Raw genomic sequence first — 23368 nt, forward strand, 5'->3', positions numbered from 1 at the left:
GTGGGCCGGCGCGGTCGCCGGGGTGGGGTCAGGCCGTGCGGTCGAGGACGCCCCGCAGGTAGGACGCCTGCCCGGTGTGCTCCAGGTCGTCGGCGAGGATGCTGACGAGCCGGACCCCGAGGGTCACGGGCGGGTCCCAGTCCTCGTCGACCACGACGTCGAGGTCGCCGTCCTCGAGCCGCTCGAGGTAGGCCAGCGTCTGCGCGGTCGTCGCCTCGAGGTACCCCAGCAGCAGGTCGGCGGGGGCGCGCACCTGCGCCACGTCGGCGGGGGACTGCCCGTAGCCCGTGGCCGCGTCGTCGAACGGCAGGCCGAACCGCTGCGCCCAGCCCTGGGCCGTCCACACCGCCTCGGTGCCCGCGAGCGGCGCGATCTGCGCGTCCTGCACGCGCGCGACGTGCCAGGCGAGCCACGCCAGCGTGTTGGCGTGCGGGTCCGGGCGGCGCACGAGGAGCTCGTCGTCGGCGCCGTCGAGCGCGGCGCGCAGCTCCTCCCCGATGCGTCCGAACCCGTCGGCCAGGACCTCGCCTGCGCGCATGGTGCCTCCTCCGCTCGTCGTCGCCCGGGGTGCCGGGTGCCTGGCGACGACGCTACGAAGGCTGCGTGCGGTGCGCGACCGGAGGGTCCAGCACGGGCGAATGTTTGATAACTTGTAGAACAAGCGCACCATACATGCCGGTGCGTCGTCACGGTCGACGACCCCGGAGGCCCGCCATGACCGTCCCTCGACCTGTCCCGCCCGCACCGCAGGGCAGCGCCGCCCCGACCCCGCCCCTCGACGCGTCGGTCGGGCCCGAGCGCGTCCCGTGGCGCGCCGTGGCGGTGTTCGTCCTCGTCGCGTGCGGCCTCGCCTGGCTCGTCGCGACGCCGCTGTGGACCGGGGACGGGGCGGACTCGCCGCTGTTCGCGCCGCTCGCCGCGGTGATGATGTGGACGCCCGCGGCCGCCGTGCTGATCGTGACGCTGGTGCTGCGGACCCCCGCACGCGACCGGCTGCGCGCGCTCGGCATCCGGCCGCTGCGCCCGGTCCGCCGCACGCTCGGGCTGACGGCCCTCGGGCTCGTCGCGCCCGTCGCCGTCGTGGCCGCGACCACGTTGCTCGCCGGTGCGCTGGGGCTCGTCGACCTCGACCTGGTCGGCCTCTCGGGGTTCGCCGCGCAGGTCGAGGGTGCGCTGCCCGCGGGCACCGCGATGCCGCCCGTCGGGGTGCTCCTCGCCGCGCAGCTCCTGGCCATCCCGTTCGCCGCGCTCGTCAACAGCCTGGTCGCGTTCGGCGAGGAGGTCGGCTGGCGGGGCTGGTTGCTGCCCGCGCTCCTGCCGCTGGGCACGTGGCCCGCGCTGCTGGTCAGCGGCGCCGTGTGGGGGCTCTGGCACGCGCCGCTCGTCCTGCTCGGCTACAACTTCGAGCGCACGGACGTCACCGGGGTGCTGCTCATGGTCGGCGGGTGCGTGGCCTGGGGCGTCCTGCTCGGGTGGCTGCGGCTGCGCAGCGCGTCGCTCTGGCCGGCGGTCGTCGCGCACGGGTCGCTCAACGCCGTGGGTGCGCTGGTGCTGCTGCTCGTCGCCGCCGGCCACACGCCGGACATGGCGGTCGCCGGGCCGCTCGGGCTCGTCGCGTGGGGGGTGCTGGCCGCCGTGGCGGTGGTCCTCGTCGCCACCGGGCAGCTGGGCGTCCGGCCTGCTCCGGGCCCCGCCACCGCGGCGGTGCCCGCCCCCGGGTCGCCGTCGACGCCGGCGGGCTGACCGCCCCCCTCAGCCGACGAGCTGCTCGCTGCGCTCCCACAGGATCCGCGCGAGCTCCGGGTCGTCCGCGCGCCGGTTCACCCGCGTGATGCGCCCGTCCGCCCAGTACTGGCCCGACGGCCAGTCCACGCCGGGGCGGCCGGACGCCAGCCGCACGAGGTCACGGGCACCCTCCTCGGGCGTGCGCAGCACGCGCTTGCCCAGCGCGGAGCGGTAGAACCAGCCGAACGCGTCCGGCGACGTCCCCGCGAAGCTGGTCGCGACGCCGCCCGGGTGCACGGCGGCCGAGGAGAGCCCGGCGCGGTGGTAGCGCCGGTGCAGCTCCCGCGTGAACAGGATGTTGGCCAGCTTGGCGTCGCCGTACGCGCGGAACGGCACGTAGCGGCGGGTGTCGGCGGGCCCGCCCAGCACCCCCACCTGCTCGGCCGTCAGGCGCGACCGGTGGTGGGCGGTGCTCGACGTCGTCACCACCGCGCCGCCGGCGGCCAGGAGGCGGTCGCGCAGCAGCTGCGTGAGCAGGAACGGCGCGAGGTGGTCGACCTGGAACGTCGTCTCCAGGCCGTCGTCCGTCATCACGCGCTCGGGGAACAGCCCGCCGGCGTTGTTCAGCAGGACGTCGATGCGCGGGTGCGCCGCGAGCAGGCGGGCGGCGAGCTCGCGCACCTGGTCGAGGTGCGCGAAGTCGGCCAGGTACGCGGGTGCGCCCACCTCGGCGGCGACGCGGTGGGTGCGCTCGGGGTTGCGGCCCACGACCACGACCTCGTGGCCCTCGCCGGCCAGCGCGCGCGCCGCGGCGGCACCGATGCCGTCGCTCGCCCCCGTCACGACGATCGTGCGGCGGCTCTGCTGCGGGTCGTCCGTCATGAGGGCTCCTCGGGATCGCGGGTGGGGGGACGCGTCGCGACGCTACGGAGCGGCGGGCGTGCCCGCGAGCCCGGCCGGCCGCACGAGCGCCGTGGCGTCCGGCGCGGCGAAGCCGAAGCGCTCGTACAGGCCGTGCGCGTCCTGCGTGAACAGCACCCAGCGCAGGTCGGCGCCGGGGCCGTCGTCGACCATCGCGCGCACGACCCGGGTACCGAGGCCGCGCCCGCGGTGGGCGTCGACGACGAAGACGTCGGCGAGGTACGCGAACCGCACGCCGTCCGAGACGGCGCGCGCGAACGCGACCTGGCGACCGTCCGGCGCGTAGGCCGCGACGACGCGCCACGCGACGCGCACCTGCTCCTCGACCTCGGCCCGCGTCCGGTCGCGCCCCCAGTAGGCCTCCTGCGAGAGGAAGTCCCAGACGACGTCGAGGTCGACGCGCGCGGGGTCGTCGTCGACCTCGTAGCCGTCGTCGGGCGCGTGTGCGGGCACGGCGGTGGGCCGGTGTCGCGTCAGACGACCGACGCGACGAGGCGCAGCCGCTCGCCGAGCGCGACGTCGTCGACGCGCGGCGCGACGCCGCGGCCCGCGGGCAGGAAGGACGTCACGACGGGGCCGAGGCGGTCGAGGTCGACGTCCACGAGGGTCGCGCCCCCCTCGGACCGGGCCGTCGCGACACCGGCGGGCAGCTTCGCGAGCTGGTCGCGGACGGCGCTGGTGACGAACGACGACAGGTCCATCCGGAGCGTCGGGTGCTGCGCGACGACCGCCACCTGCCACGTGCGGCCGGTGACCCCGCGGTCCTCGATGCGCACGTCGACCGGGCCGGCGAGCCGGGTCGCCATCTTCACGGCGCCGGGCACGCCGGGCAGCTCGTGGACGGCGACGGTCGCGTGCACGGTGCTGCCGGACGCGCGCACGTCACGCACCGCGGTGGGCAGGGCCTGGGCGGCGCGGGCGAGGACGAGGGCCTCGTCGAGGCCGAGGGTGAGCTCCATGCGGGTCAGGCTACGGCGGGGCACCGACGCGCACCGGACGAGCGTGGCGCGGAGCCGTCCGGCGACCCGCGGGCCGGGCCCGCTCGGGACCGGCCTCAGACGTCGAGCAGCCGCAGCGCGATGCGGACCGTGTCCCCCGGCTGCACCCCGGCGGCGGTGCGCACGGCGCGCTTGACGGGCAGCACGAAGGTCTCGCGGCCCTTGTCGGGGAACAGGGACGTGCGCCACGTCGTCGGCCCCAGCGTCACCTCGACGCGCACCGAGCCGAAGCCGCCCGTGCGCCCGCTCGTGAGCTCGTCGACGTCGTCCGCGACGTCGAACGGCAGCGCCGCGAACACCCACGTGCCGCTCTCCTGGAACAGCGGGGCGTCGAACGTGAACTCGCTCACCCGCCGGACGCTAGCGCGCCGGTCCCACACCCGGGCCCCGTCCGCTCGACGCGGGCCGTCGGCGTCACCCCGCGTGCCGCAGCGGACGCCCGAGCAGGCCTGCGAGCCGCGCGACCTCGGCGTCCACGGCGGCGGCGTCGCGCGGTGGGGCGTCCGGGGCCCAGGTGGTCGTCACGGTGTCCCCGGAGAGCACCCACGTGCCGGCGACGCGGCCACCGACCAGCACGAGGTCCGCCCCCCGGCTGACCTCGGGCCGCAGCGCCGGCGGCACCACGTGCGGGTCGGCGGTGCCCGGCCCGAGCACCCACTGGTCGTAGCGCGGCAGCAGCCGCACGGCCCGCGACGGCGGCGTCGCCGCCAGGTCGTCGAGGTCCTCGTCCAGCACGAGCCGTGGCTCGTCGTCGACCTCGACCCAGCGCACGTGCGGGCCGAGCCGGTCGAGCCAGCGGGTCAGCTGCGCGCGCCGGACGCCCAGGCCCTCGCCGAGCCAGTAGTGCAGGTTCGCGGCCGACGCGGGGGCGTAGGCGCGCAGGTAGGTCTCGATCGCGCGCGGGCCCGCCTCGTCCACGTCGACCAGCCCGTGCCAGCGGCGGTTCGTGTCGAGGCGCTGGAGCGTGAGCCGGCCGTCACGGGGCGGCCCGAGGCACACGTCGCCCTGCCAGGCCAGCGGCTTGAGCAGCGTCGCCGACGGGTTGGTGAGCGCGTCCTCGAGGTGGGCGAGGCGCGGGTGGGTCACGACGACCGACGCGAGCTGCTCGCGCGTGAGCGGGCCGTCCACGAGCGCGTCGCGCACCGCCGCCCGCAGCTCCGGCCAGTCCTCGGGTGCGAGCCGGTAGTGGCTCTGCCACCCGGGCCGCTCCCACATCCGGCTCGACGCCCGCAGCGCCAGGTGGACCGCCGCGTCGTCGGGCGTCATGAGGTGCACCGCGCCGCGGAACGCGAACGTCCGCACGAGGCTGCCGTCGGCCAGGGCGCGCGCGACGTCGCCGCGCGCCGAGCGCTGCAGGCGTGCCCGGACGCCGAGCTCGGCCTGCGCGGGGTCGAGCTGCGCCGCGACGGCGCCCAGGGCGCCGACCACGCCGGCGGGCGTCGTCGAGCCCGGCGGGTCCAGCAGCTGCCGCCGCAGGCGCCACGCGAGCGCGCCGGGCCAGGTGATCGGTGCCATGCCGCGGACGCTACCCGCGGCCTCTCACATGTCGCGGTACCGGCGGGCGGCGGCCAGGTCGGCGCGCAGGGAGTCGGCGGGGCCTCGGTTGTCGTAGGCGGGGGTGTCGCGCTGGACGCGCCACCCCTCCGACAGCGGGCTGAGCTCGACGACGTCGAAGCCGATCTCGTCGACGAACGCCGCGACGCGCGCACGGGCGCCGGCGTCGTCCCCCGCCACGGCGACCGCACGGCGTCCCGGGGTGCCCGCGGCGGTGCCGTCGGTCGTCAGCTGGGCCGCGTGCGGGTGGTTGAACGCCTTCACGACGTGCGAGGAGGGCAGGTGCCGCTGGACCAGCTCCGACGTGGTCGTCGACTCGTCGTCCAGCTCCGCGACCCGCCCGTCCCGGTGCGGGTAGTAGTTGGTGGTGTCGATGACGACCTTGCCCGCGAGGGGCTCGACCGGCACGCTGCCGATCGCCCCCAGCGGGATCGTGACGACGACGACGTCGCCGGCCTCCGCCGCCTCGACGGGCGTGCCGGCGCGGGCCCGGTCGCCCAGCTCCGCGACGAGGTCGACGAGCGTCGCGGGGCCGCGCGAGTTGCTCACCACCACGTCAAACCCGTGCCGCACCGCCAGGCGGGCGAGCTGCGAACCGATCTGACCTGCGCCGATGAACCCGATGGTCGTCATGCGGCGTGCAACACCGCGCCGGACCCCCGCTGTTCCGGCGTCACCCACCTGCGGCCGGGCGTTCGTCACCCGCAAGGCGCGTGCGGACCGGCCGGACGGACGTCAGGCCGCCGGACGCACCATCGTGACGTGCGGGATGCCGTCCTCGGAGTAGACGTCGGACGCGGCGGCGAAGCCGAACCGCGCGTACCAGCTCTCGAGGTGCGCCTGCGCGTCGAGGACCTGCTCCCGGCCGTCCGCCGCCGCGACCGCCGCGCGCATCAGCCGTGACGCGACGCCCGTGTTGCGCGCGGACTGCGCCACGCACAGCCGGCCGATCCGCGCCCGCGCCGGCGTGCCCTCGGTGGCCCCGTCCTCGAGCAGGCGCAGGTACCCGACGACGCGTCCCTCGCGCGTGGCGCGCAGGTGCCGCGCGCCCTCCTCGAGGTCGCGGCCGTCGATCTCCGGGTAGGCGCACCGCTGCTCGACCACGAACACGTCGACGCGCAGGCGCAGCACGTCGTACGCCTGGGTCGGCGTGAGGTCGTCCCAGGCGGACCAGGTCAGGGCGAGGGGCGCGGTCACCGGGTGATGGTCCCACCCGCCGCCGTGCCGCCGCGCCGCCGTCCACCGGTGCAGAGAGCAGGAACGGGCACCGTCCCGACGCGTGCCGCGCCGGACCCGCGAACGGCCCCGCGAGCCCCCCGCGCGCCGCTACGCTCCCGGCGACCCGCCGCCCGTGCGGGCTCCGCGAAAGGACCCCGGCATGGTCACCACGCTGCGTGCAGCGCTCTCCGTCCTCCTGCTGGCCGGCTTCTACGTCGCCGCGGGTGGCCTCGTGGCCGTGTTCCTGTGGCTCACCGTGCTGGCCGCCCGTGCCGGTGCGGGGGCCGGGGCCGCCAAGCTCGGGCTCCTCGCGATCGTCGTGGTCGTGGCGCTCCTGCGGGCGCTGTGGCTCGTGGCACGCGCGAAGCCCGCGCCCGACCCGGGCGTCGAGCTCGGCGCCGCCGCGGCGCCCGAGCTGTGGGCGACGGTCCGCGAGCTGGCGGCCGCCGCGGACACGCGCGTGCCGGACGAGATCCGGCTCGTCCCCGAGGTCAACGCGGCCGTCTCCGAGGACGCCCGCCTGCTGGGCCTCGTCGGCGGCCGCCGGCGGCTGTACCTGGGGGTGCCGCTCGTGCAGGCGCTCGACGTCGCACAGCTGCGCTCCGTGCTCGCGCACGAGCTGGGCCACTACTCGCGCAGCCACACGCGTCTCGGGCCCATCGCGTACCGGGGCCGCGCCGTGATCCTCGCGACCGTGCAGCAGCTGTCCGGCGTCGCGGGGTGGGTGCTGCGCGGGTACGCCCGGCTCTACCTGCTGGTGTCGGCGTCGGTCAGCCGCCGCCAGGAGCTGGAGGCCGACGAGCTGTCCGTGCGCGTCGTGGGCCGCGACGTCGCGCAGGGGACGCTGCGCGAGCTGCCCGTCGTCGACACGGCGTGGGCGTTCTACACCGGCACCTACCTGGCGGACGGCTGGGAGTCCGGCCTCGCGCCGACCGCCCGCGGGTTCTTCGGGGGGTTCGGCGAGCTGCTGACCGCGCGCGGCTCGGAGCTCGCCGAGATCCGCACGCAGGCGCCGCCGCAGGAGCAGTCGGTGTGGGACAGCCACCCGTCGGTGGCGGCGCGCGTCGCCGCGATGGAGCGGATGCCGTCCGGTGACGTCCCCCGCGACACCCGCCCGGCGACCGTGCTCGTGCCCGGCTTCGCGGACGCCGCGACGGCTGTCGCCGAGGCGGCCGTCCGGTTCGAGGACCGCACGCGCCTGGAGTGGGACGAGCTCACCGCGCGGTCCGTCGCCACGGGCCAGCAGCGCACCGCGGACTCGGTGCACCGGGCTGCCGCGCGGGTCGCCGGGGTCCCGCGGGGGACGCTCGGGACGGTGCTCGACCTCGTCGCCGCGGGCCGGGGTGCGGAGCTGACCCGGGAGCTCGGCCTCGAGGACCCCGGCGCCGGGGAGAGCGACGGGGACGAGGTCGGTGCGGGCGACGGCGCCGACGAGGTGCCGCCCGTGCAGATGGCGCTGCACGTGGTCGTCCGTGCCGCTGCGGCGCAGGCCGGCGCGGCCCGGTGGCAGCACTCGTGGAGCGGTTCGGCCGAGCTGGTCGGCCGGGACGGTGCACCGTTCCCCGTGGAGGACGTCGTCACGGCCGCGGCGGGTCCGGGCGGCGCACCGGCGGCGCGGACGCTCCTGGCCGCGCTGGGCGTGGACGCCGACGCGGTGGGCCAGGTCGAGGAGCGGGCCACCGCGCACGGCGGCGAGGTGCTCGGGGGCATCGCGAACATGCAGATCGCGAAGGCGCACCACGACGTCGTGATCCTCGACAGGGGCCTGCTGCTCGTCCCGTGCCCCAAGCGGACCGAGGGCGGCCGGGACCGCATCGCCGCGCTGCTCGCGTCGGCGTCGGTCGTGGAGCTCGCGGCGCAGCACCGGTTCGTGCCGTTCGAGGACGTCGCGTCGGCAGCCGTGCTCAAGCGCGTGCCCGTGAAGGTCGCGTTCACGCTGCACGACGGCACGACGCTCGAGCTGAAGGAGCTGTGGTCGGGGGAGCGGCTCACGAAGAACAGCGACGAGCTGATGCTCGGCGCGGCCCAGCAGTTCGCGCCCGAGACGGTCGCGGCGCGCTGACCGGACGCGGCGGGGTCCGCGGCGGGGGGTCGTCCGGGCGGAGTCCCGGACGACCGGTCGCGGGCGTCAGCTGCAGTTGTCGCAGACGCCCGTCCCGGGCAGCACCTGGTTGCACGTCGGGCAGATCGCGGGCGGGCGCTCCTCCCGGGTGGGGGTGCGCGTGCTCGTCGCCGTGGTGCGCGGTGCGCGGGGGGTCGTCGCGCGCTTGCGTGCGGGCTTCGCCGCCGGCGCGGCCACCGCAGCGGGGGCCGGCTCGGGCTCGACGACCTCGAAGCCGCGCTTGCGCAGGATCGCGACGGCCCCGGCCATGCCGTTGCTGAACTCCTCCGACGTGGCCAGCCGCCCGGTCGCGTAGCGGTGCGCGACGCCGAGGATCGCCTTCGAGTCGTAGGTGCGGCCCTCGTGCACGATCGGCAGCTCGCCGGTGGGCTCGAACCCGTACAGCGCGAGGAACTCGTCACCGCCGCGCGCGTCGAACTCCTCGATCGCCTTGAGGATGTGCTGCTGGGTCACGGAGGAGAACGTCGCCATGATGCTCCAGCCTACGGCGGTCCGGGGGGCTCCGGTCACTACCCGGGGCGCACCGCGCACCGCCGGGGTGCGCAGCCGCCGCGTCGCACGGTCGTTCAGTCGCCGCCGACGCCGTCGAGGACGTTGGTGACGAGGGCCGTGATGAAGTCGTCGGTGACCGGCTCGTCGGGGATGAGCATGCGGTGGTAGGCCGCGCCCCACAGCTGGTCGATGACGACCCGGACGTCGACGTCGGGACGGATCTGGCCGACCTGCTGGGCGCGTGCGAGCCGTTCGCCGGCCAGGCGGCGCCGTTCGGAGGAGTAGAGGCTCCGGTAGGCCGACGCCAGGTCGGCGTCGGTCTGGGACTGGCCGATGAGCTCGGTCAGGACCTTGCCGCCCGGGGTCCGGGTCATGATCCGGGACCAGGCCCGCAGCTGGCTGGTCAGGTCGGCGCGGATGTCGCCGGTGTCGGCGAACGCCAGGGGCTCCTCGACGGCGTGGAAGTACCCGTCCAGCGCCAGGGCGCCCTTGGACGGCCACCACTTGTACAGCGTGGTCTTGCTCACCCCGGCCAGTCGTGCGACCCGTTCGAACGTCAGGTCCGCGCTGCCCTCGGTCAGCAGGAGGTGCCCGACGGTCTCGAGGACGTCGGAGCGGACCTCCTCGGCGGGCCGGCGACCTCGACCCCGACGCGCGGGAGGCGCATCGGGTGGGCGGTGCTCACTGGTCACGGTTCTCCTGGGTCGACGGCGGGGCCTGGGGCCACTGTACGAACCGGGACGTGCGCGCTCGGCCGCCGCGCGGTGGCGGCGGGCCGCCCGCACCGCGAGCTCCCGTGGTGCGGGCGGCCGGTGGGTCAGCGGGCGGCGGGGAGCAGGTCCGCGAGGTCCACGCGCGCGAGGAACTCGCGCCGGACGCGGTCCGCGACCTCGGAGACCTCCCGCGAGCCGTCGTCGATGGGGTCGACGTGGACGCGGAACGGACGCGTCCCGGCGGGCAGGGCGACGATGCGGGCGATCTCGTCGGACACCATGGACGCGTCGGCGTCGGCGGGGGACAGGGCGGCCAGCTTCTCGGCGACCTGGTCCATGAGGCCCGGGTACCGGGTCTCGTACGCGGCCTCGACCTCGCGGTCGACCGGCGTGCCGCTGTGGGCGAAGTGGTTCGTGCCGCGGGTGAAGGACCCGGGCACGACGATCGAGGTCTCCACGCCCCAGCGCGCCAGCTCGGCGGAGTAGCTGACGGCCAGGGAGTCCATGGCGGCCTTGGCGGCGAAGTACGGGGCCAGGTACGGCGGCGTCCCGCCCTTGACGCTGGAGCTGGAGACCCACACGAGCAGGCCGGCGCCGCGCTCGCGCATCGCGGGCAGGGCGGCGCGGTTGACCCGCTGGGTCGACAGCACGTTGACGTCGTACAGCTCGGCCAGCTGCTCGGGGGTGAAGGCCTCCGCCGGGCCGACGACCATGTGGCCGGCGTTGTGGACCAGCACGTCGATGCGGCCGTGCTCGGCCAGGACCTGCGCGACGGCGGCGTCGACGGACGGCTGCGAGCTGACGTCCAGCTCGAGGGCGCGCAGGTCCACGGAGTGCTCGGCGGCGTAGTCGGCGGCGTCCCGGACCTGCGGGGCGTTGCGCCCCTCCGTGTCCCGCATGCCGGCGTAGACGGTGCCGCCACCACGCGCCAGGGCGCGCGCGGTGAGGGCACCGAACCCGCTCGACGCGCCGGTGATCAGGACGATCTGCTGCTGTGTGCTCATGATCTGCTCGCTCTCACGATCGGGGTGGGGTCCCACGGGCGGTGGGACCCGAGGCGCGGCGTGCGGCACCGCGGACCGTGTGCACGGCGTCGGTCAGGCGAGACCGCCGTTGGTGAACAGCACCTGGCCGTTGACCCAGCGCCCGGGGCCCGCGAGGAAGGCGACGACCTCGGCGACGTCGTCCGGCTGTCCGAGGCGCTCCAGCGGGACGACCGTGGCGAAGTGCGCGACGGTCGCCTCGTCCTTGCCGTCGAGGAAGAGCGGCGTCGCGACGGGACCGGGGGCGACGGCGTTGACCGTGACGTCCTTGCCGCGCAGCTCGCGGGCGAGGACCAGGGTCATGCCCTCCACGGCCGCCTTGCTGGCGGCGTAGGGCCCGTAGGTGGGCAGCTGGCCACGGGTCTGGCTGGTGGAGAAGTTGATCAGCGCGCCGCCGGGCCGCAGCCGGTTCGCCGCGAGCTGGGAGACGACGAACGTGCCGCGGATGTTCGTGCGGTGCATGCGGTCGAGCGCGTCGAGGTCGAACGTGGCGATCGGCCCCAGGGTCATCGTCCCGGCCGTGTTGACCACCACGTCGACCCCGCCGAGCTCGGCCTCCACGGCGTCGAACGCGGCGGCCATCGCGTGCTCGTCGGCGACGTCCCCGCCGACCGTGATCGCCCGGCCTCCCACCGCGGTGACCGCGGCGGCGACGTCCTGCGCCCGGGCCGGGTTGCCGGCGTAGTGGATCGCGACTGCGATCCCGTCGTGGGCCAGCCGCTCGACGACACGGCTGCCGATGCCACCCGAGCCGCCGGTGACGAGCGCGACGCGGGTGCTGGTGGGTGTGGTGCTCATGAGGCCCTCCGGGGGATCGATCGACCACGCCCTTAGTGGACGCTCAGTCCATATAAGCACCACATGGACGATGTGTCCATATCTGTGGCGATGAGTCCCCTCGGTGCGGGCGTGGAGGCGCCACCGCGCCGGTCCTGGGGCAGGGGCCCCGTGCCTCAGGAGGCACTGGCTCACGCGCGGACGACGTCGGGGTAGAAAGCCGCCGGGTCGCCGCCCATGGCGGCCTTGACCCGCGCTCGCCACGCTAGGAGTTGACGTTGGCGTCAAGGGCAAGCCTGTCCGCGGGCGGCCAGCGAGGAGGAGGCGCTGTGCGCATCGGTGACGTGGCTGCCGCGGCGGGGCGCGCCACCCGCTATCGGAGCCGCTTCAGCGGTATCGCCGAGTGAACGACGAAGGCCCGGGATCTGCACTGCGCTGCCGCAGGCCACGGGCCCTTCGACCGGCGGGGATGGGGGACTTCGAACCGCCGAAGGCTTGTCGTTGACAGGTCAGACGTGCACTCGAGCGTGTTTCCGCGCCCACAAGGCCCCAGTTGACCGCAGTTCCCCGGGGCTCGGTGTTCCCGTGGGACAGGGCGCACGATCGACGAGGGCACACGCCGCGAGGGCGTACGTGCACGAGTCGACGCCGGCGGGTTGGGCTGTCGCCCTGCGCGCCTCGGAGTGCGTCCGTCGTGCAGGTGGACGCCGCACCGAGGCGCTCCCGTTACGCGCTATCCGCGGTCGTCACTTGCCCCGCTGTGTCGAGTACTCGAATCCAATCGAGCAGTTCACGCCCGAAGTCGGTGAGGAGCTGGCGACGGTACGTGGGGGTGAAGATCGCTGCCACGTTGAGTGGGGCGACTCCTGCGCAGCCGACTTGAAACAGGGTCGCGCGGACAGCCGTCGGCTCGGCGGCCCACGCAGCACGTAGGCGCGATTCTACGTTCTGGGCGTCGGAGGGGAGGGCGTCCAGAACCCGGCGCAGACGCTCAAGGGCGCGGAGGTGCGGGGCATCCAGATGGGTAAGCGCCTGCACGTAGAGCTGCGACTCGTCCACCTTGGCGTCGTCGAGGACAGCCGCGGCGACGACCTGCGCAAGCAAAGCGCGCTTCGCATTCACGCCGGTCCGTACGGCCGCCTCCGCTGCGCGGATAAAAGTTGACTCGAGTATCGGATCGTCGGTCAGACGCTGCCCGAGCCGCTCAACCCCGGTGCGCTCGACAACATGCTCGGCGTACTCCGCTGCCCTCGCTCGATCCCTGGCATGGGCTTGCTCGAGCAGGACCGCAAACGAGCCACCAATTCCAGGTAACAGGTTCACGGCGGCGAGCTGCAGGACCTCTGGCCATGGCTTGATGCCGTCGTTGCCCACGATGCCACCGTAGCGACGGACAGCGGGGTCGAGCAGCAAGTCGTACTCCTGAACCGCCCCGGGGTTCAAAGGAGTGGTGTGCCACGTGCTTGCCGGGGTGTTCCCACAGGACAAGCGAACGAGGGCGGTTCACCGCGATTGCGCGGGCGAACCGCCCCTCGTGTCGGCGGAGGATGGGGGATTCGAACCCCCGAGGGCTTGCACCCAACACGCTTTCCAAGCGTGCGCCATAGGCCACTAGGCGAATCCTCCTGGCCGCGGCAGCCGGTCGGGACCGACGAGCCGCGCGGAGAGTCTAGCCGAGCCGACGGCCCGTCCGTACCGCCCCGGACGCGGCACCGGGCCCCGGCGCGTTCGCGTCACCGCGGCCGGCCCTCGCGCGCTGTCGGTCCGGCGTGGTGGGGTGGCCGCGTGGCGAGGGGTCTCGCGGGGAGCATGCGCAGCGCGCTGCCGGTCGTGCGCGTCGAGGTCGCCCCCGGCGGCGACGAGCCGGGCGCGCACGACTGGTACCGCGCGGTGCCCGCCGTCGCGCAGGTGCTGGCCGAGGGGTGGGACCTGTCCGCGGCCACCGTGCTGGTCGGGGACAACGGCGCCGGCAAGTCGACGCTCGTCGAGGGCGTCGCGGGGGCGTACGGCATGGGCCCGGAGGGTGGGGCCATCGGCTCCCGGCACAGCACGCGGGTCACCGAGTCGGGCCTGGCGGACCGGCTGCGCCTGCTGCGCGGCGTGGGGTCGCCGCGGCGCGGCTACTTCCTGCGGGCCGAGACGATGCACTCCTTCTACACGTACCTCGAGGAGAACCCCGGCGCCCGTGGCCCCCAGAACCCGGAGCCCGAGTTCCACGCCATGTCGCACGGGGAGTCGTTCCTCACGCTGATCGGCGACCGCATGATGCTGCCGGGCTTCTACGTGTTCGACGAGCCCGAGTCGGCGCTGTCGTTCACCGGCTGCCTCGCCCTCCTGCAGCACCTGCACGACCTCGTCCGCAACGACTCGCAGGTGCTGCTGTCGACCCACTCCCCGCTGCTCGCCGCGCTGCCGGGCGCCACCGTGTGGGAGGTCGGCGACTGGGGCCTGCGCCGCACCGCGTGGGAGGACCTCGAGCTGGTCCGGCGCTGGCGCGGTTTCCTCGACGACCCGCAGCGTTACCTGCGCCACGTGCTGGACGGGTGACCGGCCGAGCCGGACGAACCGGACGCGAGTCGGTAGCGTGAGGCGCATGGACCAGACCGCCCCGCCCACCGGCACCCCGCCGCACGCCCGCCCGGAGCCGTGGCCCGTCGACGAGTGGCGCCAGCCCGCCATCGGCGCCGCGGTCGCACTGCTGACGCTGCCCGCCGTCGCGAGCGTGCTCGTGGGCGTGCTCGTCCTCGCGGTGCAGGGACGGCTGTCGTGGCTGCTCGTCGTCCTGTCCGCGCTGGTCACCGCGGCGATCGGCGCCCTGGCGGCGACCGTCGCGTTCCGCCGCCGCGACCGCGGGCCCGTGCGCCTGCTGGCGGCGGTGGCCGCCGCATGGGGCCTGGTCACGCTCGTCGCGGGCGTCGTCGTCGGCCTCGAGCTCGAGAGCACCGAGCGGGTGGCCCTCGCCGTCATGCTGGTGATCGGCGGTGCGTGGACCGCGCTGTTCGGCCTGCTGCTGTGGCTCGCGTGGCGCCTGCTGCCCCCGGGCGCGTCCGACGTGCGCACGCCCGCACTCGACGGCGACGACGGGACGCACTCCGACGCGCCCGCCGCCGACGCGGCACCCGGCCGCGCGCCGGGCCGCACGACCGGACGCTCGACCACCGGCCGCCCGCCGGGCGTCACCTCGCCCGGTCCGGCCGCGACCGACGACGCCGCGCCGGCGCCCGCACGGGACGCGGCCCCGGCCGACCCGACCACGACCGGCGACGACGACGCGTCCCTCGCCGACTGGCCCGAGTGGGGCGAGCGCCGCGAGCCGGGTGCCGCCGCCGACCATCCCGCGGCCGACGCGCCGCCCCGCCCCGCACCCGCCGGCGCGACGGCGGTCACGGCCGCGGACCTCGCCGCGGGCTCGGCCCCCGGCAGCCCGGCCCCCGGCAGCCCGGCCCCCGACAGCCCGGTGCACGCCGACCCGGCACCCGTGAGCACCGGCCGTCCCGAGCCGGTCCGCGACGCACCGGCCGGTCCGACGCCGACCGGGGCCACGTCGACCGCGCCCACGCCCGCGGGACGCACCACGTCCTCGGCGACCCCGCCGGCCTCGGCGGTCGACGACACGATGGTCGTCGAGGGCCCCCTCATCGACGACGACGACCTCGACGTCCCCGAGCCGCCGCCCGCGCCCGCGCGCCGCAGCGTCGGATCCCCGTCCGTGCGCACCCGGCGGGCGAGCGCCGGCGGCGAGCCGACGCAGCGCCTGACCGACCCCGGCGCGGAGGGCGGCCCGCCGACCCAGCGGCTGCCGCACGTCGACCGCTGACGACGTGCAGCGCGGACGGGCGCCGTTCCGGCCCCCGTCCGCGCTGCGTTAGGCTGGGTCCAGACCCCTCGTACGGCGTCACCCCGTTGAACCCCCCCAGGGCCGGAAGGCAGCAAGGGCAGGCGGGCTCTGGCGGGTGTGCGGGGGGTCCTTGCATGCCCGGGACGGCCCCGCCGTCGTCCTCCCGTCGCCCCCGAGGTCCGCCCCCGGGCGGACCGGCCCCGCGCCCGGTCGCGACCCCCGGCCCACGACGACGCCCCGCCCGCGGCGCACGATCGGGGCATGACCGCAGCGACCCCGCCTCCCCTCTCCCCGCCGCCTGGCAGCGCCGACCGACTCCCGACGGCGGCACCGGCCCCCGCGCCCACCACGCTGCCCGCCGGCCCCGTGACGTCCGCGTGGGCCGGCGACGTCCCACGCCTGGCGGCGCGCGGCCTCATCAAGCGGTTCGGGGAGACGACCGCGCTCGCGGGCGTCGAGGTCGAGATCCCCGATGGCGCCTCGCTCGCGGTGATGGGCCCGTCGGGCTCCGGCAAGTCCACGCTGCTGCACTGCCTGGCAGGCATATACCAGCCGGATGCGGGCGTCGTGGCGCTGCGCGGCCGGGAGGTCCAGGGCCTGTCGGAGAAGGAGCGCTCGCTGCTGCGCCGCAGCCAGTACGGCTTCGTGTTCCAGTTCGGGCAGCTGCTCTCGGAGCTGACGGCGCTCGAGAACGTGGCGCTGCCGGCGATGCTCACCGGGGCCTCGCGCGTCGAGGCCGAGACGGCGGCCCAGCAGTGGCTCGCGGCGCTCGGCCTGGCCGGCACCGAGGGACGCCGCCCGGGTGAGCTCTCCGGCGGGCAGGCGCAGCGCGTCGCCGTCGCGCGGGCCCTCACCACGCGGCCGGACGTCGTGTTCGCCGACGAGCCGACCGGCTCGCTCGACCGCAGCACGGGCCACGACGTCATGCGCGTGCTGGTCGAGAGCACGCGGGCGGTCGGGGCGTCGCTCGTCGTCGTGACGCACGACGCGCAGGTGGCCGCGTGGTGCGACGCGCGCATCGACATGCTGGACGGGCGCGTCGTGCCGGCCGGCACCACGACCGGCGGCGGCGTCGGCCCCCGCACGGGCGAGCTCGAGGCCATCCGCGCCGCGGCGGTGCCGCGATGAGCCGTCCCGCACTCAACCCCGTCCTCGCGCTCGCGCCGCGCCTGCAGCGCGCGGGCGGCCGCGACGGGCGCACGACCACGCTGCTGGCAGTCACCGCGTTCGCGGCCGCCACGGCGCTCGCACTGAGCGTCCTCGGCGGTCTGCTCGGCTTCATGGAGCGCGCGGCGCACCCGGTCGACGACTACCAGCGCGAGTACGGCTCGTTCTACGTCACGCTCGCGGTCACGGCCGCGATCCTGCTGGTGGTGCCGGTCGTCACGCTGGCAGGCGCCGCAGCCAGGCTCGGCGTCTCCCGCCGGGACGCGCGCCTGGCGAGCCTGCGCCTGCTCGGGGCGACGCCGCGCGAGGTCGTCGCGCTGACGGTCGTCGAGACGGCGCTCCAGGGGCTCGTGGGTGCCGTCGTCGGGTCAGCGGCCTACGGCGTGCTGCTGCTCGTGTGGTCGCAGGTGCCCTTCCAGGGGCGGCCGTTCACGGTCGGTGAGCTGTGGGTGGGCGTGCCGGCCCTGCTGCTGACGTGGCTCGCCGTGCCGGTCGTCGCCGCGGTGAGCGGCATGGTCTCGCTGCGGCGGGTGGTCGTGTCGCCGCTCGGCGTCGCGCAGCGCATGCAGCGCCCGGGCATGCGTGCCGTGCGACTGCTCGTGACGCTCGCCGGCCTCGGCGTGTTCATGGCGCTGTCCGCGCTCGGCGGCGCGCTGGGCGCCGCGCTCGTGGCGTTCCTGCTCGGCGGGCTGCTGCTCGCGTTCGCGACGATGAACGCGGTCGGCCCCTGGCTCGTGGGGCGCATCGGGCGCATCCAGCTGAAGCGCGCGCGGACCCCGGCGCAGCTGCTCGCCGCGCGGCGGCTGCTGGACGACCCGCGCGCCGTGTGGCGCGTCGTCGGCGGGCTGGGCCTCGCGTCCTTCGTGGCGGGCTGCCTCGCGGTCGTGCCCGTCCTCACGGCGGGCGCGGGCGACGACCCCGACATGGTCATGCAGATGGGCGACATCCTCACCGGTGCGCTGCTCACGCTGGGCATCGCGTTCCTCCTGGCGGCCGCGTCCGCGGGCATCGCCCAGGCGGCGCAGATCCTCGACCGCCGGCGCGAGTACGCCCTGGCCACGCTCGCGGGTGTGCCCGCCGACCTGTTCGACCAGGTGCGGCGGCGCGAGGTGCTCGTGCCGGTCGTCTACGTATCGGTCGGGTCGGCCGTCGCGGCGCTGGTCATGTTCTTCCCCGTCTTCGGGTACGCGGCCGTCACCGCGCCGCAGGGGCTGCTCCTGCTGCTCGGCAGCCTGGCGGCCGGCTGCGCGCTCGTGCTGGGCGCCACGGAGTCGGCGCGGCCGCTGCTGCGCCGCGTGCTCGCGGACACGGTGGTGCGCGCGGACTGACGACGGACGACGGGGCAGGACGGACGGGTGGCGACGGGTGCGCGGAGGGCGGGCGCGTCGTCGCCCGTCGCCGTGATCTCGGCGCTTGTCCGGGTGTGGGTGGCGGCACGTAGGGTCAGCGCGTGACGACAGCCCTGTACCGGCGCTACCGGCCCGAGTCCTTCGCGGAGGTCATCGGGCAGGACCACGTCACGGCGCCGCTGCGGCAGGCCCTGCGCTCGGGCCAGACCAACCACGCCTACCTGTTCTCCGGCCCCCGCGGGTGCGGCAAGACGACGAGCGCGCGCATCCTCGCGCGCTGCCTCAACTGCGCCGAGGGGCCGACCGACACCCCGTGCGGCGTGTGCCCGTCGTGCGTCGAGCTCGCGCGCGGTGGGCCCGGGAGCCTCGACGTCGTCGAGATCGACGCGGCCAGCCACGGCGGCGTCGACGACGCCCGCGAGCTGCGCGAGCGCGCCACGTTCGCGCCCGCGCGCGACCGGTACAAGATCTTCATCCTCGACGAGGCGCACATGGTCTCGCCGCAGGGCTTCAACGCGCTGCTGAAGATCGTCGAGGAGCCGCCGCCGCACGTGAAGTTCGTCTTCGCGACGACGGAGCCCGACAAGGTCATCGGCACCATCCGGTCGCGCACGCACCACTACCCGTTCCGGCTCGTCCCGCCCGACGTGCTCCTGCCGTACCTCGAGCAGCTCTGCGCCACCGAGGGCGTCCCCGTGGGCGCGGGCGTGCTGTCGCTCGTCGTGCGGGCCGGGTCGGGGTCGGTCCGCGACACGCTGTCGGTGCTCGACCAGCTCATCGCCGGCTCGGGCGAGCAGGGCATCGACTACGAGGGCGCCGTGGCGCTGCTCGGGTACACGCACGGCTCGCTGCTCGACGACCTGGTCGACGCGGTCGCCGCGCGCGACGGGGCGTCGGCCTTCCGGGTCGTCGAGCGCGTCATCGCGACGGGGCACGAGCCGCGGCGGTTCGTCGAGGACCTGCTCGAGCGGCTGCGCGACCTCATCGTCATCGCCGCCTCGGGCGACGCCGCCGGCGCGGTGCTGCGCGACCTGCCGTCGGACCAGATGGAGCGGATGCGCGCGCAGGCCACGCACCTCGGCATGTCCGAGCTGTCGCGGTCGGCCGACCTCGCGAACACCGCGCTCACGGAGATGGTGGGCGCCACGTCGCCGCGCCTGCACCTCGAGCTGCTCATGGCGCGGCTCCTCCTGCCGGCGACGGACGACTCGCGTGCGGGCCTCGGCGCGCGCATCGACCGGCTCGAGCGCGGGCTGCCCGCCGGCCCCGCGGCGGCACCGCAGGCCACCGGGCCCGCCACGGCTCCCGGTCAGGCGCCCGCGCCGGCCCGGTCCGCCGGTGCCCCGCGGACCGCCCAGCCCGCCTCCGTGCCCGCAGCCGCGCCTCCCGCGGCCACCGCCACCGACCGCCCGGGCGCCGCCGACACGGGCGATGCCGCGCGTGCCGCCGGCCGGGGCACCGCCGACCGTGTCCCGGAGCGGGCGGCCGACGCTGCGGACGCGCGTCCCGCGGTCGCTCCCGAGCCGACCCGACCCGACCCGGTGGAACGGCCCGTGCCCGAGGGCTCCGGACGTGAGGCGCGCACGGAGGCAGGACCCGTCCCCACCGACCACGCGACCGCCTCGCGTGAGCCCGAGCCCGAGCCCGAGCCCGAGCCCGTCCCGCCCGCCGGCCCGACCGGCGCGGCCGCGGACGCGCCGCGGTCCGCCGAGGAGCGCCCGGCACCCGAACCGGCACAGGCATCGGAACAGGCACAGGCACCGCAACCGGCACAGGCATCGGAACAGGCACAGGCACCGCAACCGGCACAGGCACCGCAACCGGCACAGGCGCCCCAACCGGCACCGGCTCCGGCGGCCACCACCGCCCCGCCGGCGACCCCCCCACCGACTGCCGCGCCCCCGGCCCCCGGCAGCGTCGCGACCGCCGCGGACACCGAGATGCTGCGCCGTCGCTGGCCCGACGTGCTGACGACGTTGCGCCGCCTGCGGGTGCCGTCGTGGGCGCTCGTCAACCAGCACGCCCAGGTGCTGGAGCTCGACGCGACGACGCTGCGCCTCGGCTTCCTGCAGCCCGGTCTCGTGACGACGTTCAAGAACAGCGGCCACGGTGAGGTCGTCGCACGCGCGCTGCACGAGACGCTCGGCGTCCGGGTGCGCGTCGAGGCCGCGCTCACGGAGCCCGGCGGTGGGCCGGTGCGCCCCGCCGCCCCGACAGCCGCGCCCGGCGCGCCGGAGGCACCCGTCGCGATGTCGCGCGAGCGGGCCGCCGCGTCGTGGGACCTGCCCGCGACCCCCGCGCCGGCGGCGCCCGCACCGGCCGGCGACGGCCCGCGCGACGCGCGCTCCCGCGCCGACGCGACAGTCCCGGCGGGGGACCGGGACGCCGAGCGGCCCGGCGCGCCGGCCCCGGACGCGGCCGGGTACGGCGGTGCGGACGAGGCGGCCGAGCCCGCGGGTCGTCCGACGTCCCGGCCCGACGCGACCGGTGACGCGGCCGGACGCTCCGCCGCCGGGCCTGCCGACGACATCCCGCTCGGGCCGGAGCCCGAGGACCCCTGGGCGACGCCGCCCGACGACGGGGCGCCGGCGCGGCGCCCGTCCGCGCCCACGCGCCCGGCCGGCGCCGCGCCCGTGTCCGCACGCGAACGCGGCGTGGCCGCCGCCCGGGCGGCACAGAGCCAGGCGCGGACCGCCGAGCCCGACGAGCCGAGCCCCGACGACCCGACGATCGCCTCGTCCGGGCTCGTCGGCGCACCGCTCGTCATGCAGGTGCTCGGCGGCCGGGTCATCGACGAGCAGGTCGACGGGCCGTGACCGGATCCGGTGGGCGGCCGCTCGCGACGGCCGCCCACCGGCCGCGCACCGTCACGCCCCGCGGGTCACACCCACTGGACGAGCTGCCAGACGATGCCGTTCGGGTCGGCGAACTGGCAGTACCGCTCGCCCCACGGCTCCGTCTCGGGCGGGGTGACGACCTGCGCACCGGCCGCCGCGATGCGCGCGAACTCGGCGTCGAGGTCCTCCACCACGAAGGCGAGCAGGAGGCCCTGGCCCGCGGCACCGGCGTGCGACGCGGGGCGGAACGACGACAACCCGGTCCGCAGCAGCGCCACGTGGGCGTGCGCGGCCGGGTGCTCGAGCGCGACGAACCCGTCCGCGGCCATGCCGCGGACGAAGCCCAGGTGCTCGGTGGCGAAGCGGGCGGACGCCTCGACGTCCGCCACGTTGAGGGACACGGTCATGGAGCTGGCGTGCACGGGACCTCCCGGGTCGAGAAACTACGTACGCCGTATAACGTTAGCCGGGCGGGGATGTTCCCGCCGACGGGGGTGAGATGCCGCGCGACCTGATCGACCTGCTCTGGCGGGACCACCCGGACGCCCCGCAGGGCGGTTCCCGCGGTCCGCGCGCACGCGTGAGCACGTCCGAGGCGGTCCGCGCCGCGGTCGCGCTCGCCGACGCCGACGGCCTCGCGGCGGTCACCGTGCGCAGGCTCGCGGGCGGCCTCGGCGTGTCCGCGATGGCGCTCTACACGCACGTCGGCAGCCGCGACGACCTGCTCGTCCTCATGGCCGACGCCGTCCACGCGACCGCGCCGCGCCCGCCGTACGCCGACGAGGACTGGCGCGCCCGCGTGCGCGCGGTCGCCGAGGCGAACCTCGCCCTGCTGACCGCGCACGCCTGGCTGCTCGACGTCGCCGACCAGCGCACCGCGCTCGGGCCCGGGACCATCGCGAAGTACGACCACGAGCTGCACGCCCTCGACTCCCTCGCCCTGCCCGACGTCGACCGCGACGCCGCGCTCACGTTCGTCCTCGACTTCGTCCGCGGCGCCGCGCGCGCCCGCCGGCCGGACCCGCACGGGGCCGCGATGGCCGCGGACTGGGCGACGTGGGGCCCGCGGCTGGCGGCGTACCTCGGCGACGCGCACCCGCTCGCGCAGCGCGTCGGTGCGGCCGCCGGCGCGGAGCAGGGGGCGGCGTACAGCCCCGACCACGCGTGGCGGTTCGGGCTCGACCGCGTGCTGGACGCGCTCGACCGGCTCGCGCCCGGAGCCTGACCGGCTCGGCGTCGCCGCCGCACCCCCACCGACCGCCTACGCTGGTGGGGTGTATGAGGGCGCGATCCAGGACCTGGTCGACGAGCTCGGGCGGCTGCCCGGCGTCGGTCCCAAGAGCGCCCAGCGCATCGCGTTCCACATCCTCGCGGCCGACCCCGCGGACGTGCGCCGGCTGGCGGACGCCCTGAGCGAGGTGAAGGCGCGCGTCCGATTCTGCGAGGTCTGCGGCAACGTCGCACAGGAGCCGCGGTGCCGCATCTGCCGCGACCCGCGCCGCTCGCCGGCGGTCGTCTGCGTCGTCGAGGAGCCCAAGGACGTGGTCGCGATCGAGCGCACGCGCGAGTTCCGCGGCACGTACCACGTGCTCGGCGGGGCCATCAACCCGATCGCGGGCGTCGGCCCGGACGACCTGCGGATCGCCCAGCTCATGACGCGCCTGGCCGACGGCACCGTCACGGAGGTCATCCTCGCCACCGACCCGAACGTCGAGGGCGAGGCGACGTCGACCTACCTGGCGCGGCTGCTCGTGCCGATGGGCCTGACGGTGAGCCGGCTCGCGTCCGGTCTGCCGGTGGGCGGGGACCTCGAGTACGCGGACGAGGTCACCCTGGGCCGGGCGTTCGAGGGCCGGCGACGGCTCAGCGCATGACGACCGGCCGGGGGCGCGGCGGACCGCGCCGCCCGACGACGGCGCCGAGAGGGTGCCGGGACCTGTGAGGGAGAGGACGGAGATGACGGACGACGAGCGCACGCAGGACCGCGTCGAGGACGAGCGGTTGCTGGCCGATGCGGACCTGCGGGAGATCGGCGAGACGGTCGCGGACGAGGCGCGCAGCTTCCTGGCCACGGTGACCGAGGTCGCCGCCGGCTCCGCCCCCGAGGCGTCGATGCCGTTGCTGCTGCTCGCGGTGTCCGACCTGCTCGCCGCCGGCGCGCGGCTCGGCGCGACGACCGACGTGGTGCCGCCGTCCCGCTTCGAGCCGGACGTCGGCCCCGACCCGGACGTCGAGCCGTTGCGCGTGAACCTGGCGAACCTCTTCGACGGCATCGACGAGTACGTCGAGGTCATCGACCCGATCCTCGGCCCGCAGGTCGAGGAGGCGACGATCTCCGGCGACCTCGTCGCCATCGTCGGGGCGCTCACGCAGGGCCTGGCCCACCACGACCGGGGGCACGTGATCGAGGCGCTGTGGTGGTGGCAGTTCAGCTACCTGTCCGACTGGGGCGAGCGCGCCGCGAGCACGCTGCGCGCGCTGCAGACGATCATCGCCCACGTCCGTCTGGACGTGGACGACGACGTCGCGACCGAGGCGGAGTACGACGCCCTCCAGCCCTGAGCTGTCCCGGCTGCCCTGAGCTCTCCCGGCTGCCCTGAGCAGCCCGGCCGCG

At 76.2% G+C, this 23368-nt stretch carries 24 protein-coding genes, 1 tRNA gene and 1 other RNA gene; 11 read left to right on the forward strand and 15 right to left on the reverse strand.

The window, feature by feature from the left end:
- Positions 1-28: 28 nt before the first annotated feature.
- Entirely contained in the window at positions 29-538 is a 510-nt protein-coding gene (locus E5225_RS01610) for a mycothiol transferase (protein ID WP_135972830.1), read from the reverse strand.
- Positions 539-714: 176 nt separating this feature from the next.
- Here E5225_RS01610 and E5225_RS01615 point away from each other — a divergent pair, with 176 nt between their 5' ends.
- On the forward strand, positions 715-1743 hold the full coding sequence (locus E5225_RS01615; RefSeq protein WP_135972831.1) for a CPBP family intramembrane glutamic endopeptidase: 1029 nt from the start codon (positions 715-717) through the stop codon (positions 1741-1743).
- Positions 1744-1752: 9 nt separating this feature from the next.
- On the opposite strand, the gene E5225_RS01620 is transcribed toward E5225_RS01615, so the two are convergent.
- The 7 genes from E5225_RS01620 to E5225_RS01650 form a co-directional block, all read right to left on the reverse strand.
- The gene (locus tag E5225_RS01620; protein WP_135972832.1) at positions 1753-2607 is read right to left on the reverse strand and encodes an SDR family NAD(P)-dependent oxidoreductase; all 855 of its coding nucleotides are present in this window, start codon (positions 2605-2607) and stop codon (positions 1753-1755) included.
- 42 nt (positions 2608-2649) lie between these two features.
- Positions 2650-3099 carry a GNAT family N-acetyltransferase gene (locus tag E5225_RS01625; protein WP_135972833.1) on the reverse strand — a complete coding sequence of 150 codons (450 nt, stop codon included), beginning with the start codon at positions 3097-3099 and terminating at the stop codon, positions 2650-2652.
- A 20-nt stretch (positions 3100-3119) separates the two neighbouring features.
- A complete protein-coding gene (locus tag E5225_RS01630; RefSeq protein WP_135972834.1) occupies positions 3120-3605 on the reverse strand; it encodes a hypothetical protein in 486 nt (161 codons plus the stop codon).
- Positions 3606-3700: 95 nt separating this feature from the next.
- A complete protein-coding gene (locus E5225_RS01635; RefSeq protein ID WP_135972835.1) occupies positions 3701-3994 on the reverse strand; it encodes a DUF1905 domain-containing protein in 294 nt (97 codons plus the stop codon).
- A gap of 64 nt (positions 3995-4058) precedes the next feature.
- A complete protein-coding gene (locus E5225_RS01640; protein ID WP_135972836.1) occupies positions 4059-5159 on the reverse strand; it encodes a DNA glycosylase AlkZ-like family protein in 1101 nt (366 codons plus the stop codon).
- 24 nt (positions 5160-5183) lie between these two features.
- On the reverse strand, positions 5184-5831 hold the full coding sequence (locus E5225_RS01645) for an NADPH-dependent F420 reductase (protein ID WP_135972837.1): 648 nt from the start codon (positions 5829-5831) through the stop codon (positions 5184-5186).
- Positions 5832-5933: 102 nt separating this feature from the next.
- Complete coding sequence (locus E5225_RS01650) at positions 5934-6395, reverse strand: GNAT family N-acetyltransferase (protein WP_135972838.1); 462 nt, start codon at positions 6393-6395, stop codon at positions 5934-5936.
- Positions 6396-6576: 181 nt separating this feature from the next.
- On the opposite strand from E5225_RS01650, the gene E5225_RS01655 reads away from it, so the two are divergent.
- Positions 6577-8478 (forward strand): M48 family metallopeptidase, encoded by a 1902-nt coding sequence (locus tag E5225_RS01655; RefSeq protein ID WP_135972839.1) that lies wholly within the window; start codon positions 6577-6579, stop codon positions 8476-8478.
- A 66-nt stretch (positions 8479-8544) separates the two neighbouring features.
- On the opposite strand, the gene E5225_RS01660 is transcribed toward E5225_RS01655, so the two are convergent.
- The 6 genes from E5225_RS01660 to E5225_RS01685 form a co-directional block, all read right to left on the reverse strand.
- Positions 8545-9009: a ScoMcrA-related endonuclease gene (locus tag E5225_RS01660; RefSeq protein ID WP_135972840.1), complete on the reverse strand. Its 465-nt coding sequence runs from the start codon at positions 9007-9009 to the stop codon at positions 8545-8547.
- 95 nt (positions 9010-9104) lie between these two features.
- Positions 9105-9722, reverse strand: coding sequence for a TetR/AcrR family transcriptional regulator (locus E5225_RS01665; RefSeq protein ID WP_135972841.1), 618 nt, complete (start codon positions 9720-9722; stop codon positions 9105-9107).
- A 125-nt stretch (positions 9723-9847) separates the two neighbouring features.
- A complete protein-coding gene (locus E5225_RS01670) occupies positions 9848-10747 on the reverse strand; it encodes an SDR family oxidoreductase (protein ID WP_135972842.1) in 900 nt (299 codons plus the stop codon).
- A 93-nt stretch (positions 10748-10840) separates the two neighbouring features.
- Positions 10841-11584 carry an SDR family oxidoreductase gene (locus E5225_RS01675; RefSeq protein WP_135972843.1) on the reverse strand — a complete coding sequence of 248 codons (744 nt, stop codon included), beginning with the start codon at positions 11582-11584 and terminating at the stop codon, positions 10841-10843.
- Positions 11585-12289: 705 nt separating this feature from the next.
- Positions 12290-12976 carry a hypothetical protein gene (locus E5225_RS01680; RefSeq protein ID WP_135972844.1) on the reverse strand — a complete coding sequence of 229 codons (687 nt, stop codon included), beginning with the start codon at positions 12974-12976 and terminating at the stop codon, positions 12290-12292.
- Between the two features lie 128 nt (positions 12977-13104).
- A tRNA-Ser gene (locus E5225_RS01685) sits at positions 13105-13189 on the reverse strand.
- A gap of 183 nt (positions 13190-13372) precedes the next feature.
- Here E5225_RS01685 and E5225_RS01690 point away from each other — a divergent pair.
- From E5225_RS01690 to E5225_RS01715, 6 genes are all read left to right on the forward strand, one after another.
- Positions 13373-14110, forward strand: a complete 738-nt coding sequence (locus E5225_RS01690; RefSeq protein WP_135972848.1) for an AAA family ATPase — start codon at positions 13373-13375, stop codon at positions 14108-14110.
- 46 nt (positions 14111-14156) lie between these two features.
- Entirely contained in the window at positions 14157-15380 is a 1224-nt protein-coding gene (locus E5225_RS01695; RefSeq protein ID WP_136225271.1) for a hypothetical protein, read from the forward strand.
- 59 nt (positions 15381-15439) lie between these two features.
- Positions 15440-15536: signal recognition particle sRNA small type (gene ffs, locus E5225_RS01700), an RNA gene on the forward strand.
- Positions 15537-15662: 126 nt separating this feature from the next.
- Complete coding sequence (locus E5225_RS01705) at positions 15663-16529, forward strand: ABC transporter ATP-binding protein (protein WP_135975553.1); 867 nt, start codon at positions 15663-15665, stop codon at positions 16527-16529.
- Entirely contained in the window at positions 16526-17896 is a 1371-nt protein-coding gene (locus E5225_RS01710) for an FtsX-like permease family protein (protein WP_135975554.1), read from the forward strand. Before E5225_RS01705 ends, E5225_RS01710 begins: the two co-directional genes overlap by 4 nt.
- A gap of 122 nt (positions 17897-18018) precedes the next feature.
- Positions 18019-20733 (forward strand): DNA polymerase III subunit gamma and tau, encoded by a 2715-nt coding sequence (locus E5225_RS01715; protein WP_136225273.1) that lies wholly within the window; start codon positions 18019-18021, stop codon positions 20731-20733.
- A 65-nt stretch (positions 20734-20798) separates the two neighbouring features.
- Here E5225_RS01715 and E5225_RS01720 read toward each other — a convergent pair whose 3' ends face one another.
- The gene (locus E5225_RS01720; protein ID WP_243738214.1) at positions 20799-21176 is read right to left on the reverse strand and encodes a VOC family protein; all 378 of its coding nucleotides are present in this window, start codon (positions 21174-21176) and stop codon (positions 20799-20801) included.
- A gap of 77 nt (positions 21177-21253) precedes the next feature.
- Between E5225_RS01720 and E5225_RS01725 the strand changes: the two genes are divergently transcribed.
- The 3 genes from E5225_RS01725 (at position 21254) to E5225_RS01735 (ending at position 23316) form a co-directional block, all read left to right on the forward strand.
- Positions 21254-21979: a TetR/AcrR family transcriptional regulator C-terminal domain-containing protein gene (locus E5225_RS01725; protein ID WP_135973425.1), complete on the forward strand. Its 726-nt coding sequence runs from the start codon at positions 21254-21256 to the stop codon at positions 21977-21979.
- Positions 21980-22028: 49 nt separating this feature from the next.
- Complete coding sequence (gene recR, locus E5225_RS01730) at positions 22029-22628, forward strand: recombination mediator RecR (protein WP_135973424.1); 600 nt, start codon at positions 22029-22031, stop codon at positions 22626-22628.
- Between the two features lie 82 nt (positions 22629-22710).
- Entirely contained in the window at positions 22711-23316 is a 606-nt protein-coding gene (locus E5225_RS01735; protein WP_135973432.1) for a DUF5063 domain-containing protein, read from the forward strand.
- Positions 23317-23368: the final 52 nt, after the last annotated feature.

The sequence above is a fragment of the Cellulomonas shaoxiangyii genome (genome assembly GCF_004798685.1).
Taxonomy (GTDB): Bacteria; Actinomycetota; Actinomycetes; order Actinomycetales; family Cellulomonadaceae; genus Cellulomonas; species Cellulomonas shaoxiangyii.